The organism is Pseudarthrobacter chlorophenolicus, assembly GCF_000962805.1.
GTDB classification, from domain to species: domain Bacteria; phylum Actinomycetota; class Actinomycetes; order Actinomycetales; family Micrococcaceae; genus Arthrobacter; species Arthrobacter chlorophenolicus_A.
Map to the genome: position 1 here is coordinate 139,048 of NZ_JZTW01000001.1, position 14,091 is coordinate 153,138.

14 protein-coding genes are annotated in these 14,091 nt (G+C 62.4%); 10 read left to right on the plus strand and 4 right to left on the minus strand.

Going from position 1 to position 14,091, the window contains the following annotated elements; all coding sequences use genetic code 11:
• The first annotated feature begins 30 nt into the window (after window positions 1-30).
• The 4 genes from UC32_RS00685 to UC32_RS20470 all read left to right on the plus strand — a co-directional run bounded on the left by UC32_RS00685 (window position 31) and on the right by UC32_RS20470 (window position 3,402).
• Complete coding sequence (locus UC32_RS00685; RefSeq protein ID WP_045729380.1) at window positions 31-813, plus strand: enoyl-CoA hydratase/isomerase family protein; 783 nt, start codon at window positions 31-33, stop codon at window positions 811-813.
• A 248-nt stretch (window positions 814-1,061) separates the two neighbouring features.
• Window positions 1,062-1,640, plus strand: a complete 579-nt coding sequence (locus tag UC32_RS00690; protein WP_045729381.1) for a suppressor of fused domain protein — start codon at window positions 1,062-1,064, stop codon at window positions 1,638-1,640.
• A gap of 410 nt (window positions 1,641-2,050) precedes the next feature.
• Window positions 2,051-3,238, plus strand: a complete 1,188-nt coding sequence (locus UC32_RS00695; RefSeq protein ID WP_045729382.1) for a glycosyltransferase family 2 protein — start codon at window positions 2,051-2,053, stop codon at window positions 3,236-3,238.
• 14 nt (window positions 3,239-3,252) lie between these two features.
• Complete coding sequence (locus UC32_RS20470) at window positions 3,253-3,402, plus strand: LPXTG cell wall anchor domain-containing protein (RefSeq protein WP_152642518.1); 150 nt, start codon at window positions 3,253-3,255, stop codon at window positions 3,400-3,402.
• A 62-nt stretch (window positions 3,403-3,464) separates the two neighbouring features.
• Here the strand turns inward: UC32_RS20470 and UC32_RS00700 are convergent, their stop codons facing one another.
• A complete protein-coding gene (locus tag UC32_RS00700) occupies window positions 3,465-4,718 on the minus strand; it encodes a glycosyl hydrolase (RefSeq protein WP_045729383.1) in 1,254 nt (417 codons plus the stop codon).
• Window positions 4,719-5,202: 484 nt separating this feature from the next.
• Between UC32_RS00700 and UC32_RS20725 the strand changes: the two genes are divergently transcribed.
• The 6 genes from UC32_RS20725 (at window position 5,203) to galU (ending at window position 10,868) form a co-directional block, all read left to right on the plus strand.
• Window positions 5,203-5,754 carry a hypothetical protein gene (locus UC32_RS20725; protein WP_152642519.1) on the plus strand — a complete coding sequence of 184 codons (552 nt, stop codon included), beginning with the start codon at window positions 5,203-5,205 and terminating at the stop codon, window positions 5,752-5,754.
• Window positions 5,755-5,781: 27 nt separating this feature from the next.
• The gene (locus UC32_RS00705) at window positions 5,782-6,030 is read left to right on the plus strand and encodes a PqqD family protein (RefSeq protein WP_235423544.1); all 249 of its coding nucleotides are present in this window, start codon (window positions 5,782-5,784) and stop codon (window positions 6,028-6,030) included.
• A 23-nt stretch (window positions 6,031-6,053) separates the two neighbouring features.
• Window positions 6,054-7,247, plus strand: coding sequence for a hypothetical protein (locus tag UC32_RS00710; RefSeq protein WP_235423545.1), 1,194 nt, complete (start codon window positions 6,054-6,056; stop codon window positions 7,245-7,247).
• Between the two features lie 80 nt (window positions 7,248-7,327).
• Window positions 7,328-8,893: a tyrosine-protein kinase domain-containing protein gene (locus UC32_RS00715; protein ID WP_045729385.1), complete on the plus strand. Its 1,566-nt coding sequence runs from the start codon at window positions 7,328-7,330 to the stop codon at window positions 8,891-8,893.
• A 7-nt stretch (window positions 8,894-8,900) separates the two neighbouring features.
• A complete protein-coding gene (locus UC32_RS00720; RefSeq protein WP_045729386.1) occupies window positions 8,901-9,806 on the plus strand; it encodes a nucleotidyltransferase family protein in 906 nt (301 codons plus the stop codon).
• A gap of 171 nt (window positions 9,807-9,977) precedes the next feature.
• Window positions 9,978-10,868, plus strand: a complete 891-nt coding sequence (gene galU / locus UC32_RS00725) for a UTP--glucose-1-phosphate uridylyltransferase GalU (protein WP_045729387.1) — start codon at window positions 9,978-9,980, stop codon at window positions 10,866-10,868.
• A gap of 14 nt (window positions 10,869-10,882) precedes the next feature.
• Here the strand turns inward: galU and UC32_RS00730 are convergent, their stop codons facing one another.
• The 3 genes from UC32_RS00730 to UC32_RS00740 all read right to left on the minus strand — a co-directional run bounded on the left by UC32_RS00730 (window position 10,883) and on the right by UC32_RS00740 (window position 14,090).
• The gene (locus tag UC32_RS00730) at window positions 10,883-11,332 is read right to left on the minus strand and encodes a VanZ family protein (RefSeq protein ID WP_235423546.1); all 450 of its coding nucleotides are present in this window, start codon (window positions 11,330-11,332) and stop codon (window positions 10,883-10,885) included.
• 107 nt (window positions 11,333-11,439) lie between these two features.
• Window positions 11,440-12,045, minus strand: a complete 606-nt coding sequence (locus UC32_RS00735; RefSeq protein WP_045729389.1) for an LPXTG cell wall anchor domain-containing protein — start codon at window positions 12,043-12,045, stop codon at window positions 11,440-11,442.
• A 167-nt stretch (window positions 12,046-12,212) separates the two neighbouring features.
• Window positions 12,213-14,090, minus strand: coding sequence for a DUF4012 domain-containing protein (locus UC32_RS00740; protein ID WP_235423547.1), 1,878 nt, complete (start codon window positions 14,088-14,090; stop codon window positions 12,213-12,215).
• Window position 14,091 lies beyond the last annotated feature (1 nt).

The window sequence follows — 14,091 nt, forward strand, 5'->3', positions numbered from 1 at the left end:
GCCCGTCGAAACCCAGAACAAAGGAGCCAGATGATTTCCCTTTCCATCAGCAACGGCATCGCCGAGGTGGTGCTCAACGCGCCGCACAAGCTGAACTCGCTGGACGAGCAGGCGCTGCGGGATTTAACCCAGGCGTACGACGACGCTGCTGCCGCCGCCGAACGCGGTGAGGTGCGGGCGCTGCTGCTGAGGGGAGAGGGACGCGCCTTCTGCGCGGGCCGGGACATTGCGGGGGTCACGCCGGAGAGCGACGACGCCGCCGCGTACCTGGGCGGGCTGGTGGAGCCGCTGCTGAAGAAGATGGCCGCGTTCCCGGCGCCGACGTTTGCTGCAGCGCAAGGTGCCTGCCTGGGGGTGGGGTTGGGGCTGCTGCTGGCCACGGATGTGGTGTACGTGGCGGAGAACGCGAAGTTCGGCTCGCCGTTCGCCAAGCTGGGCGCCACGCTGGACTCGGGCGGGCACTGGTACTTCGCCGAGCGGCTGGGCATGCACCGGACGCTGGACCTGATCTACACGGCGGACCTGATCTCGGGCACCGAGGCCGTGGCGCAGGGAATGTTCAGCCGGGCCATGCCTGCGGACTCGCTGCTGGAGTCAACCCGCGCGATCGTGGAGAAGGTGGCCTCCGGCGCCACGGGCGCGTTCGTGGCCTCCAAGGAGCTGGTGGCGCACATCCGCGACCAGCGGCTGGGCCTGTGGGAGTCCATGCAGGAGGAGAACGAGGAGCAGGCACGCCTCTGCAAGACCGACGACTACGCCGAGGGTTTCACGGCGTTCCAGGAGAAGCGCGAGCCCAAGTTCACCGGCCGGTAAACGAGGCTTAGCGGCGAAGGCGCGGATGCTTCCAAATTGGCCAGTGCCCTCTGGCTGACTGTGCGGTGTTCGACGGCGTCGGGCTACCGCCCTTGATTGGCTCCATTTAGCTGAGTCTTTGCTAGTCGTGGAGAATGTCATTCATGGGTGGACATTCTGACGATTTTTCCGCATGGACTGATGTGGAAGCTGCGGGTGTAATTGATCGGCCGGATGGCATCGCCTTCTGCTGGGTTTGGCTGTAGCCCGTGGTCGATTTTCCCCCTTGCGACGATGTCTGCGGAACCCTCGAGCAGCATGTCCGGAACTTCTTTGATGGGCGCGAAATTGAAGCGTTCACCTGGCCTTCTGGCCCGATCCTGGAGCAGAACCCACACTTCCGAGTGTTGAGAGTGGCCCCATCAAATCCCAAAGGGCTCTGGACTTACGTTTCTGTTGGTGGTTGGGCTGCGACCGAGGCAGAGAACGTTGGGACAGAGTTCATACTCTGCTCGGCTATTGAAGACATCCGAACTGTCGAACTGCTTGCAATGACTGTCTTTTACCACGAAGGCGGCAAGCTGGGCCTGGGACATACCCTCCCTTTGGGGGAGCCGTGGGTGGCGGGGTCCCAATGTGATCACTTTCTGGTGTCCTTGCCCTACCCCTTCGGCCCTGACCTGGAGATCGCGCACGTCGGTGACCGCCACGTGCAATTCCTTTGGCTGCTACCGATTACGAAGGCAGAACGGGATCTCAAAGTCGCCGACGGTCTTGAGGCTTTGGAGTCACGCTTCGAGGAAGCCGGTCTTCGCTACTGGGAAACTAGTCGGGCTTCCATCGTGTAGCTAGCCTTTTGGGCTGCCCCGGCGATACTGATCTGTCGGGTGATGTATCGCTTGACGCTGCCAATGATTTCTTCTTGGTACGGCCTTAGCCTGTCCGCCTAGCTACCTTCTTGTGGGCGACGGCACCAGACTGCCAGCCGCATGCAGAGCAAATGGGTGACGGCATGGCCCCGTGGGAACTTCCCGCGGGGCCATTTTTGTCCCCGCGAGGCCAGCAGGATGAAAAGTGATTCAGGCAACAGGATGGGGTGCACCTAACGTTTCCGCAGGTCAGACCCTCATTGAAAGTTCAAGAAATAGAGGAGACCTTGGCGCAACCTTGACTGAATGGCGGGGCGAAAGTTGAGAGGCCTTTTGAAGAATGACTGTGCGGCCCAATGGGGGGCCTCACAACATTCGAGGAGACCTCCATGCAGTCCACCCTGCTTCCCACCCCAACTGACACCTTCGGTTCCGCCGGCATCGACGCCGGCGCGGAAACCACCCCGGCTCCCGCCAACGAACCCGCCGCCCCCGCCCCCAAGGGGATCCTGCGGGTGGTCGTCCTGGTGCCGGCCTACAACGAAGCGGGTTCCATCGGGTCCACCCTGGACGGCCTGATGGGCCAGACCCGCCCGGCGGACCTGGTGGTGGTGGTCCCCAACGGCTGCACCGACGGCACCGCCCGGGAGGCCCGGAAGTACCCGGTCACCGTGATGGAGCTGCCGCGGCTGGAGCACCGCAAGTCCGAGGCCCTGAACCGGGCCTGGGCAGAATACGCGTACGACGCCGACGTGCTGGTTTGCCTCGACGCGGACACGGTGCTTCCCCCCAACGCCCTCGAGGCCTGGGAGCGGGAGTTCGCCGGGCGGCGCTCGGCACGGCTGGGCGGGTCGTCGTCGAAATTCACCATGCAGGACCCCGGCTTCCTGAGCCGGCTGCAGAAAGCCGAGTTCGCCACCTGGACGGACACCGCGCTCCGCCGCAAGCAGACCAGCGTCCTCGCGGGAACAGGCTGTGCCATCAACAATGCGGTGCTGCGGGAGATCGCCGCCCGGGACGACCGTGAAGGTCCCTGGGTGTACACCTCGCAGGTGGAGGATTTCGAGCTGACCTACCGGATCCGGGAACTGGGCTACATCTGCCAGGTCTCCCCGGACGTGCGCGCCTACACGGACTCGATGAAGACCATTAAGGCGCTGTGGGGCCAGCGGATGAAGTGGCAGGTGGGCACCGTGGAGGACCTGCTGGACCTCGGCATCAACAGGCTGACCCTGCGCGACTGGGGGCAGCAGGCCATGGGACTGCTGGGCGTGTTCCTGAAGGCACTGTGGATCTCCGTGATGATCCTGTCGCTCGCCCTGGGCGTCTTCAAGTTCATCCTGTTCTGGTGGCTGGTGCCCGTGCTCTTCGTGGCGCTGGACATCAAGCGTGCCCTGCGGATCCCGCACCGGGACTGGAAGGACGTGCTGCTGGCAGCAACCTTCTTCCCCCAGGAACTGTTCATGTGGCTGCGCTCGGGCTGGTTCCTTGCCTCTTGGTGCGCTGTCCTGAAAACCAAGATCACCCGGCGGCGCATCGACCGCTGGGAAGCCCAATACACAGCAGAGGATATCTAGTAACCATGTATGGAATGACCACCGCAGTTCCCGCCACCGGAGCAGCCGCCCTGGCCTACACAGGCCTGAATGTTGGCTCGTCGCTGCTCACTGCCCTGGGCGTCATGCTCATCGGTGTGGCGTGCCTGGCGCTGCTGCGCAAGAATCCCAAAGTCCGGCCCTGATGGACACACCGCCGGCCCGGCTGAAAGTATCGGCCGGGCCGGCGGCGTTTACGCGCAACCCGTCAGGAGGTGCGGCGTGCCTGCAGTGCGTTCTTGAATGCGGTTGCTGAGGCGGCGCTGCTGTTGATCCTCCAGTCAGCTTCTTTTTGGATGTGGAACCACACGAAGCCCATAACGTCCGGCTGCGCGGCGAGGTAGGAGATCAGTTGCGTGTTCCAGGCGGCTTTGTCGCCGCCGGCTTCGCTGGACGCCGTTTCGGCGATCAGGATGGGGGTTCCGGGCGCCAGCTCCCGCAGCTGGGCGATGCCCGGGGCGAAGAGGTCCTGCGGCGAGATCCAGCCGCTCCAGGACGCGGACGTGCCCCAGTTGTAGCCATCCAACGCAACTACATCCACGTAGCCGGCGCCCGGGTACAGGCCGGCGAGATCGGTGGAACCCCAGTAGGGGACGTTGGGGCTCCAGACCCAGGACACGTTGGTGGCTCCCTGGGCCTCGACCACGTCGTGGACGTGCCGCCAGGCCAGGACGTAGTCGCCGGGCTGGTTGCCGTTGACGCTCTCGGCCCAGGGGTACCAGTCGCCGTTCATTTCGTGGGCGAAGCGCAGCTGGACCGGGTAGCCCCAGGCGGCCAGTGCCTGCCCCCACTGGGCGATGTGGGCGTCAAAGTCGCCGGCGGCAATCCGGTCCAGGCTGTAGGCGGGCTGGTTGACGCCGCCGCCCCAGGCCCAGGGCTCCCAGGTGACCAGCGGCACGGCGCCGCGCGAGCGGACGGCGTTCATCTCGGTGATGGGTGCGGGCTGCAGGAAGTCCTTGTAGAACAGCACGCTGGACGGTGCTTCGCCGGCCAGCGCAGCAACCTCATCGAGTTCCGCACTGGCGAGCGGACCGCCGTTGGTGGCGGCACCGAACTGGAGCCGTGCGGTGCTGACCGTGGGCGCCGGGGCCGGGGCCGGGGCCGTCGTCGTGGTGGGTGCTGTCACGGTGAACACAGCGGAGGCCTGCACGGACGACGTTTTGGCGGTCACCGTGATCTTGCCCGTGGCGGCCGCCGGGATGGTGGCGGGGGCACTGAACGTGCCCGTGCTTGTGGTCTTCAGGGGGAAGGTGGTGGATCCGATGATGACGGTTCCGTTGGTGGAGGCTTTGAAGCCGCTGCCTGTCACCGTGATGGCGGATCCGGCCGGGCCGGTGGTGGGGCTGAGGGAAATCTGGCCCGCGGCGGCCTGCGCTGCGGCGGGTTGCACCACTGCCAGGGCGAGGGCCAGGCCAAGGGCTGCGGCCACTGCCGAGAGGAATGTCTTGAAAGTTTTATACACGGCGATCTCTCCCCAGAACCGTCATGGCAGCAACGCTGGCTGCCGGTCACCTGCGCCGGGCGGCACACGGATGATCGTAAAGGCCTTGCGCTGGCATTGAGCTGGCCTTGAGCGAATCCTGCGGGAAAACTCGGCGAATGCTGCGAAAAGTTGGCCTTGAGGGCCGAAATCGACATCATTTGGGTGCTTTATCGGCAGGTTGAAGCCCGGTCCGGCGTACGACGGCGCTGCTGCCGCCGCCTCGGGCGGTCACGTGCGGGCGGGGCGGCCCTGGAAGACGGCTGCAGAACGTATTGCCGCAGGTCAAGAGCGATTCGCTCAAGAATTACAAGAGTTCTTGAGTGAAACTTGTGTCTCGTTTGCAGAAACCTTAATCAACGTTCGCGACAGTAGGAGCAGCCGGAAGTCACCGGCGTCATCACGGGCGGCCTCTGATGCCGGCCCGTAGCTGAAACCTACTGTGGGGGCACATTTGTCTGAGATGTTGAACGAAGAGATCGAGTCGAAAGAAAGCGGTTTCAGCCGTAGGCGCGTAGTGAAGGGCGTTGCCTGGTCCGTGCCGGTCATCGTCACCGCTGTCGCATCTCCGGCAGCTGCGGCATCGCCCGGGCAAGTGGATCCTCTGCTAGATCCCAACACCGCAATCAAGTTCGTGCTCTCAACCAAGCCGGGCTCCCCAGGCCAAGCACGCAACGGGCTCGGGCCCAAGGGCTTCTACATACATAACTCGGGCGGAGCCCCTACTGGTGCCATCAGCGGCAGGATTACTGTCACTTCGTCAGACTCGTCCGCTCCACGAGTGGGAGTTCAGATTCTGAGCGAGGGGGTGCTCGACCAGATAGGCGCATCTGACACGGGATTCACCATCGCTGGAGGAGTCGGTGCTGGGGTCAATAAGTTCTTCTCGCTTACGTTCAACCACACTGAGCCACCTAGGAACTGGGTGGGACCTAAGTCTTTTGAACTCGCCATCTCGTTCACATCGCCTGTAGGCCTGGACAAGCGGTTCCTTGGCGGAGCGTTGGAGCTCAGATAGGTCATGGTCTGGAAACGGGGAGGACTCGTGGCGGAAGCGCGTACAGGGGGCCAGCGGGTTGCCCTGCTCCATCTCGATGAGTCGCAGCCAGTCGTATTGGAAGGCCCGGCAGCCGTCATCTGGGAACTGATTGACGGTCATCGTTCCGATCAGGAGATTTACGGCCGGCTTGAGGAGACCTTCGAGGACGAGTTGGGGCAGATGCAAGTCCAGGCCGAGCTCTTCCTGGCCAGCCTGGAAGCCCGCCGCCTGATTGAACCGGCCAACGCCGCGTAGCGGCACCGGAGTTTGGGGGAGGCATGGGGGAGGTCCTGACCGCGGCGAGACGACACCAAAGCGGACTGGCTGCTCGCGGTGATCTGCTGTGGCTGCAGATCCTGGGCGTCGAGTTCGTCGTCCGGTGGGGCGAGGGGGTCAACCGGGAGCAGCGACAGGGCATGGCCACAGCCTGGTCGCGCTGCACCAGCAGCGTCGCGCTGGAAGCCACCCCGTTGCCTGCCGCACCGGCCACCGTTCAGCCGGTCTCTGCATGCGTGGCCTTCCAAACACCGATGCAAGGGGTTGAGGAGTTCGAACTCGGAGCTTCATCCTTCGAAGAGTTGGCCGAAAATCTGACATCCCGCCTCACGGTCGCGGCCATTCTGGCCAACGCCGGAAAACTGACCATGCTGCACGCCTGCGCAGTAGCGGACCTCACCACGGGTGCGGTTGTCGCGCTCGTCGCAAAGTCGGGTACAGGCAAAACAACGGCAGCCTCAGTGCTTGGAAAGACCTACGGCTACGTTACGGATGAGACGGTGGCTATCAGGCCGGATGGTTCGGTGGTCCCCTATCCCAAACCGTTGTCGGTGAAGCAGGGCGCGGGAGCACCCAAGCGGCAGGTGGGACCGGCTGATCTGGAGCTCCTGAAGGCCCCGCCAGGGCTTCAGCTCAGCTCAATGGTGTTGCTGGACCGTGTAGTAGCTGCGGAGCCAGTTACGCCGGTTCTGCGGCGCGTCCCACTGGCAGACGCAGTGATGGCCCTGATTCCGGATTCGTCCTCCCAGGGAAAGATCGACCAGCCGCTTCAGTCGCTCTGCCGCCTGATCGGCAGCATCGGGGGAGTGTGGCAGGTGACGTACTCGGAAGCCACGGACCTGCCAGAAGCCTTGGCACCCCTGTTCGGGAAGCAGCTGCACACGGAACAGGAATGGGAACCACGGGCAAGCCTTGCAGCCACGGCCGGAGAGCTTCCGGCCAACTTCGTCCGGCGGGCAGGCCACAAGGATGCCGTCGCTATCGGGGATCAACTGCTCGTCATGCTGGACAGCGGCATCGTGCAGCTCGCGGGGATCGGGCCGGCCATCTGGGAAGCCGCCGTAGAACCGCTCACGCCGCCCCGGCTCACTGAAGCAGTGGCCAAGGTGCACGGCACGCCGGAAGGATACAGTGACGCCGTCGTACGCGCTATGAACCGCCTGATTTCCGAAGGCGTCCTGAAACAGGGCACCTGATCCTGGCCGCAAGGCCCACCAACCTTCTGCGCAAGCGCACCGCGCAACTCAGACGAAAAGACGTAAGTTAGGAACCCCAAATGAGCACTACGGCAGCTCCTGCAGAGGCGCCGGCTGGCCTGGATCTCAGGGACTACCTTCAGGTGGTCCGGACGTACTGGAAAGGGATCGTCAGCCTCACGCTGCTGGCCACTATGGCCGCCATGGGCTGGACTGTCCTGCAGCCGAAGGTCTACGCGTCAGATTCCAGCGGGATTGTGGTGACGCCCGGCTCGGACAACGTGAGCCTGTCCCTCGCCGGCGACAGCCTGGCCAAGGCCAAGGTCAAAAACTACGAATCCGTAGCGAAATCGAGGCTCGTGGCGGACCGGGTCATCTCGGCTCTGCAGTTGAACACCACCGCGGACGCGCTGCTCGGCAGCATCAGCGTGAAAGTGCCGCTGGACACCGCGGAGATCCGGGTCACCGCAGAATCCACGGATCCGGCCACGGCCCAGCGCGTGGCCGATGCCTGGGTCAACGGGCTCGCAGCCCAGGTTGAAGCCATAGAGACGGCGCCGCCCACCGAGGGCGGCAGCGAAGCAGTGTCCGACGCCGGCACGGCCGCGGGTGCGACAGCCACGGCGGTCCGTGTGCTGCCGTTGGGCAAGGCGGTGCTGCCCGCGAGCCCCACCTCGCCGAACACCAAGCTGAACCTCGCCCTGGGCGCTCTGGTGGGCCTTGCTCTCGGCGTAGCGTACGCGGTGATCCGCCGGTACCTGGACCGGCGCATCCGCGATGCCGCCGAGATTGAACAGCTGTTTGGGGTTCCGGCCATTGGCACCTTGCCGCTGGATCACCGCCTGGATGCCCGAAGTACGGTCCTGGACGCGGGCATGTCCGCCAATACCCACGACGGCGGGGGAGCGATGGCCGAAGCCCTCCGCGAACTGCGCACCAACCTCAGCTTCCTGGATGTGGACCAGCCGCCGCGGATCATCGTGGTCACCAGTTCCGTGCAGTCGGAAGGTAAGTCCACCGTCACCGCGAACCTGGCGGTCACCATGGCCGCCGCCGGCGAGAAAGTGGTAGTGGTGGACGGCGACCTCCGCCGCCCCACACTGGTGGACGTCTTCAATTTGGTTCCGGGCGCCGGCGTCACCGATGTCCTCGCGGGTACAGCCGAGCTGGAGGACGTGCTGCAGCCATGGAGCGCGCTGCCCAACCTCTCAGTGCTGGGTTCGGGCCGTATCCCGCCCAACCCCAGCGAACTGTTGGGATCGCGGGCCATGAAAAACATGCTCACCGCCCTGGCCCAGAACGCGACGGTGCTCATCGACGCGCCGCCGCTGCTGCCGGTGACCGACGCCGCCGTCCTGTCCCGGGTGGCGGACGGCGCCATAGTGGTGATCCGGACCGGGAAGACCACACAGGACCAGCTGGCCCAGTCGCTGGGAAACCTGGACAAGGTGAAGGGCCGCGTCCTGGGAGCGGTGCTGAACTACGTCCCCACCCGCGGGGCCGGCTCGTACTCCTACTACGGGACGTACACGGCGGCACCGGACAATACGGCCGGAACTGCTATAACGCCGCTGGCTGCCTTCAAGGACGAGGCAACGGACGGGACGCTGGAGGCGGCGCTTAGCGGACGCCGGGCGAGGGTCTAGGTGTCCCATGAACAACCCGAACGAAAATACCGAACTGAGCGTTGCTGAAGGCGTGCTCCTGGGGCATGCCCTCGTGGCCCGCGTGGCGGCCGAATTGGGCGTCAGGGCCTTCTTCATCAAGGGGCCCGTCAGCGTCCTCCAAGGGTTGCGCAAGCCAAAGACTTCAGGTGATGTGGACGTGTTTGTATCCCCCCAGGACCTAGATGCAGTGGTGGGGGCATTGCAGGAGAAGGGGTGGCGGAAGCGGCCGGTTGATCCTGACAGCAAGACGTTTCCCAAGCACTCTGTGACGGTGGACCACCCGGAGTGGCCCTGCTGCATCGATGTGCACTTCCGCTTCCCCGGAATGGAAGCTCCGGCCGCTGATTGCTTTGAGACGATGTGGGCCAACACCGAGCAATTTGCCCTGGCCGGCCAGGACATTCGCGTTCCATCCAAACCGCTGGCCATTCTGATCCTGGCTCTGCATGCGCTGCGGTCGTCCCAGTTGCCCGCCCGCAGGGACGAGCTCAACCTTCTTTCGGGCTTCGTTTCTCAGCGATCAATGGCACTGCCGGTTCTGGATCTGTCGGTGAGGACGGGAAGCTTGGCGGCGATGCGTCCTCTCCTTCAAGACGTGGTTCCGAACAGCGAGGGGCTCGTCTGGCCGGAGCCGTCTGCGGAGTGGCGTAACCGACTTCTGGTGCAAGAACTCGGGAGCGCACGGATCATGGCACTGGTCCAGGCCCGTTGGCAGGACAAACCGCTTTTGCTCTGGCGCGCAGTCTTCCCGCCTAGAGCAGCCTTCCTAGCCGGAAACATCTACTCAGATATGTCCTTGAAAGGACTCCTTGTCCAGCATGCTGCCCGGTGGAGCCGTTTTCTGCGTGCCCTTCCGAAAATTGCACGCGACCTAAAGCGCTACCGCGGTTGATCCTGTCGAGACCACACCCGGCGGTAGAGCTTGAAGACCACACCCGGTAGTTGACCTGATCGAAATATCACTCGATGGCTGAGCTCGTCGAAACCTCACTCGGTGGTTGAGCTTGTCGAAACCTTGAGGCTTCAATTGTCATTAGTGCCAGAGAATTTATAAAGTTCAGCTATGACTATGGGGAGAGCCGTAACTAAAGCCGTCATTCCTGCTGCCGGATTGGGAACTCGCTTCCTGCCCGCCACCAAGGCAATGCCGAAGGAAATGCTGCCGGTGGTTGACCGCCCGGCCATCCAGTACGTCGTCGAAGAGGCCATCAAATCCGGCCTGGACGACGTCCTGATGATCACTGGCCGCAGCAAGCGCGCCCTCGAAGACCACTTCGACCGGGCACCCGGCCTGGAGCGCCTGCTGGAACAGAAGGGCGACAAGGACCGGCTGCAGTCCATCCAGGCCGCCTCTGAGCTGGGTCCTATCCACTACGTGCGCCAGGGCGAAGCCAAAGGCCTGGGCCATGCGGTGCTCTGCGGCAAGCAGCACGTGGGTAACGAGCCGTTTGCCGTACTGCTCGGTGACGACCTCATCGATGAGGCTGAGTCGCTGCTGGCCACCATGATTGACGTGCAGCAGAAGACCGGCGGTTCGGTGATTGCCCTGATCGAGGTGGATCCGTCCCAGATCAGCGCCTATGGCTGCGCGGACATCACGGCCGTTGAGGGTGAGGACTTCGTCCGGGTGAACAGCCTGGTGGAGAAGCCGGCTGTTGCCGATGCGCCCTCCAACTTAGCCGTCATCGGCCGGTACGTGCTGCACCCGTCTGTTTTCGGAGTGCTGGAGAACACCGCGCCTGGGCGTGGCAATGAAATCCAGTTGACGGATGCCCTGCAGACCCTTGCTGCCGGCGAAGGCGAAGGCTCCGGTGTGTACGGCGTGGTCTTCAAGGGCCGCCGCTTTGATACCGGTGACAAGCTCAGCTACCTGAAGGCCGTCATTACCATTGCTTCCGAGCGTGTTGAGTTCGGCGAGGATCTGAAGACCTGGATGAAAGGCTTCGTCAACTAGCTTTTGAATCCGGCTTACTGGAGGTTCGTTGCCGCAAGGTGATGGGCCTCCAGCCATTTACCGGCCAAAGCCGATATAAGGGCTCCAATGACAGTGCCTGACATGTTGGTCACAATGTCCGTGGGGCTCGCAAACCTGTCATGCAGGAAAATCAGTTGACCCAGTTCAATGCATCCAGAAACGAGCAGTCCGAAGGCGCCAACTTGCCACCAGCGCTTTTCGGGAAAGGAGAGCGCGCTGACGAAGCCTACCGGGACGAACAGCATGACGTTGGCGGTTGCTTCAACAAACTGGTAGTTGAACCAGTCGGGGATTCCATGGCGGTGAAGGAAGCTCAGAGTGTCGGCGAGCAGTCCTTGGACCGGGCGGTCGACCGGGGTTGGCCAGAACGCGATGAGCGCGAGGGGGATCAGCATGGCGGCCAGAACGGTTTGCCAGATTCGCCGATTGTGAAGATGCTTCACTCGCCCCGTTCCCATAGCTCTACTTGATATCACAAGGCTTAACGCAGAAGGTGGGTGGTCTCCGTTTGGAGACCACCCACCTTCTTTGGTGCTATTGCTCGATACTCTTAGGCAGTGGCTTCAGACTTGGCGCGGCGGCGGACTACCACAACGGAGGTTGCGCCAGCTGCCAGTGCGCCGGCACCAACCAAGGTCCAGAGGACCAGGCCGGAGTCAGCGCCGGTGTTGGCCAGGCCAGAGCCGGTGTTGGCCAGAGGAGCTCCACCGGCGTTACCGCCGGTGTTTGCCAGCGAAGCGGCTACGGTGACCGTGATGGGGCCAACGGTGACACCGGAGACGTCGCCGGTGGCGGTGAGGGAGTAGGTACCTGCTTCGTTGATGGCGATGGGCAGAGAGAACGCGCCTTGGGCGTCAGCGGTGGTCTTGAGAGTCTGAGCCTCGGTAACCACGCTAATGCGTGCTGCGACGGACCGACCGCCGGCGATGTTGGCGCCGTTCGAGGCAGGAGCCTGACCCGGCGTGACCCGGATGGTCAAGGATTCGCCCGCCAGAAAGCCTTGGCCGCGGAAAACAAAGGTTTCGCCCGGGCCAACGGTACCGTCGGAGACGGCTGCCTGCGGCGGGAGGGCCGGGTAGGTTGCGGCCATGGCGGGAGCCGAACCGATAAGAGCGATGGAGCCTGCAAGCGCGAGTGCTGCGAGTGTTTTCTTCATGTGTGTCCCCCCGGAGACGTATAAGTGTTGATACCCGATGTGGGGAATTCCCCTCCGCACGAGACCAAGTGCAGACCTACGGATAGATATCCCAGAACGAAGATATCACTTGACAGAGAGTGTGACCAACCTCAATCCAGTCGGTTTACATAGTGTTAACGAGGCCTTCACTCCGCTTCTGGGCATCCAGCGTTTTCCGTCGTCAAGATAACGTCCTTCACCGCCTGTACGGTCGGCGTGACAATCAGGCGTGGTTCATTGTGTTGAACTATTTTGCCGAAGGTGAAGTCGACCGTCTTGGTTTCGCCTGGTGCGAGTTGCTGAGCGATAGTGCCTACCGGTCTGCTTGCGTGCCGATGAGGCGCAAACGGCGTCTTCTGGCCCTCGATCGTCACCGATTCCACGTTAGCCTGGGCCGGGCCATATGAAACGATATTCGTCTGCACAGTGCCAGGTGGGACTCCGAACATACCGGCTCCTGTCACGTAGGACGGTAGCGACGTTGCTGCGTCCAGGGGAGCCGTGTTTGTACTCGTCACGCGAACTACAGTCTGCTCGTAGCCATCTACCGGGCATTTCTTGATAAGTTGAACAGTGCGTTTGACATAGTAGTCCATTTTTGCGCCTGTTCCGTCATTGAAGTAGACGGCGAATTGGGCGGGCGAGACGCTCGGCCCTGAGATGGCGCCGCCAAGAGGGTAGTTGGCGATTACGGATTGTTCAGATTCGTGTGACGACCATATGAGGACCCTTCCTTCTTCCGTCCCACGGACGAGGCCACTGATCAGACCCTGAGCCTCTCCATGAGCACCGGAAAGAACTGAGAAAACTTCCCTAGCCACACCTGCGAAATACGCATCTTGAAGCTCTGGGGCTTCAATTTTTTTATACACGTCTGAAAGAAGGGTGGGAACGACATTGTTTCCATCCAATTTGACTGGCAGCCCGGCCGCCTTGGCTACATCGAGCTCGTCCCCAGTGATTGCAATGGGCCCCGTAGACTGCAGAATGTAGCTGAGAACTATCGGGTCGATGGAAAGCACTCCGTCGACCTTTTGTCCTGTCTTTTTCTCCCATATCGCCTGAGCAGTAGCTGCCGCCGTGGGAAAGTCAGGAGTTAAATTTACGTCCTGCATGTACTTTCCAAGCCGAGTCGAATAGATATGTTGTTGCTCTGCATCTACGGAGATCGGTGGCGATACCGAACCAAGCCCGGTAGCGCTGCTCTGGGATCCGAGTGAAAGTCTTCCATTGTCGAGTGTCAGGACGGCAAGGGCGCCGGGGATGCCTCCGGATGCGCGCGCCTCTGCGTTATTTTGAATCATGAGCAGGTAGCTCTTGGCCGACTCCGCCCCCAGCATTCCCGGAGCAACAGTTGCAACATCAGCGGCGGAAGCTAGCGCCCCGCTGGCCTCATTTAGCTGTTGTACCGCCTGCCGAAGCGGATCCGCTACCTGCGGTAGGAGCATCGTTGCGTCGATGTCCTGGAGCCTCTCAGATGAAGCCCGAACAGTATGAGCTGCTGAAGCAACAGTCGGAGCCGCTGTAGTAAGAGGCCTCAAGTCAGTTCCGGAGCCGTTGGGCATAAGCGTGTCCCAGTCGAGTGATCCGTAGACGTTTACCAAGGGACTGATCCCGAGGCCCGCCACGTCGTCAGCGGACCTTGCCATTTCAGAGACTGCCCCGAGATTCGGACCTAGGATTGGTAGGCCAATTGAAAGCATCCAGATCGGATCATCGGCAGCCACACGGGCGGCCGAAGTGTGCTCCCTCAATTTGGCTGCGGTAACCTTTGCCGCATCGGCGTCTGATGCGCGAATTTCTTCCTTCAATACTGGGATTAGCGCAGTAGCGGACTCCAACTCAGCTTTGATAGATGCAGCTTTTACTCCAAGCCAGCCCAACGTGACGGCAGATAGCAACATGAGAACAAAAATTGGCAACCCTATTTTGACGAGCTTGTTTGTTCGAATGCTTCCCGTATTTCGATCTCTTCCAAGGCGGGAACCGAAGGATTCCGGATTCGGTGATGTGTCGCCATTCACG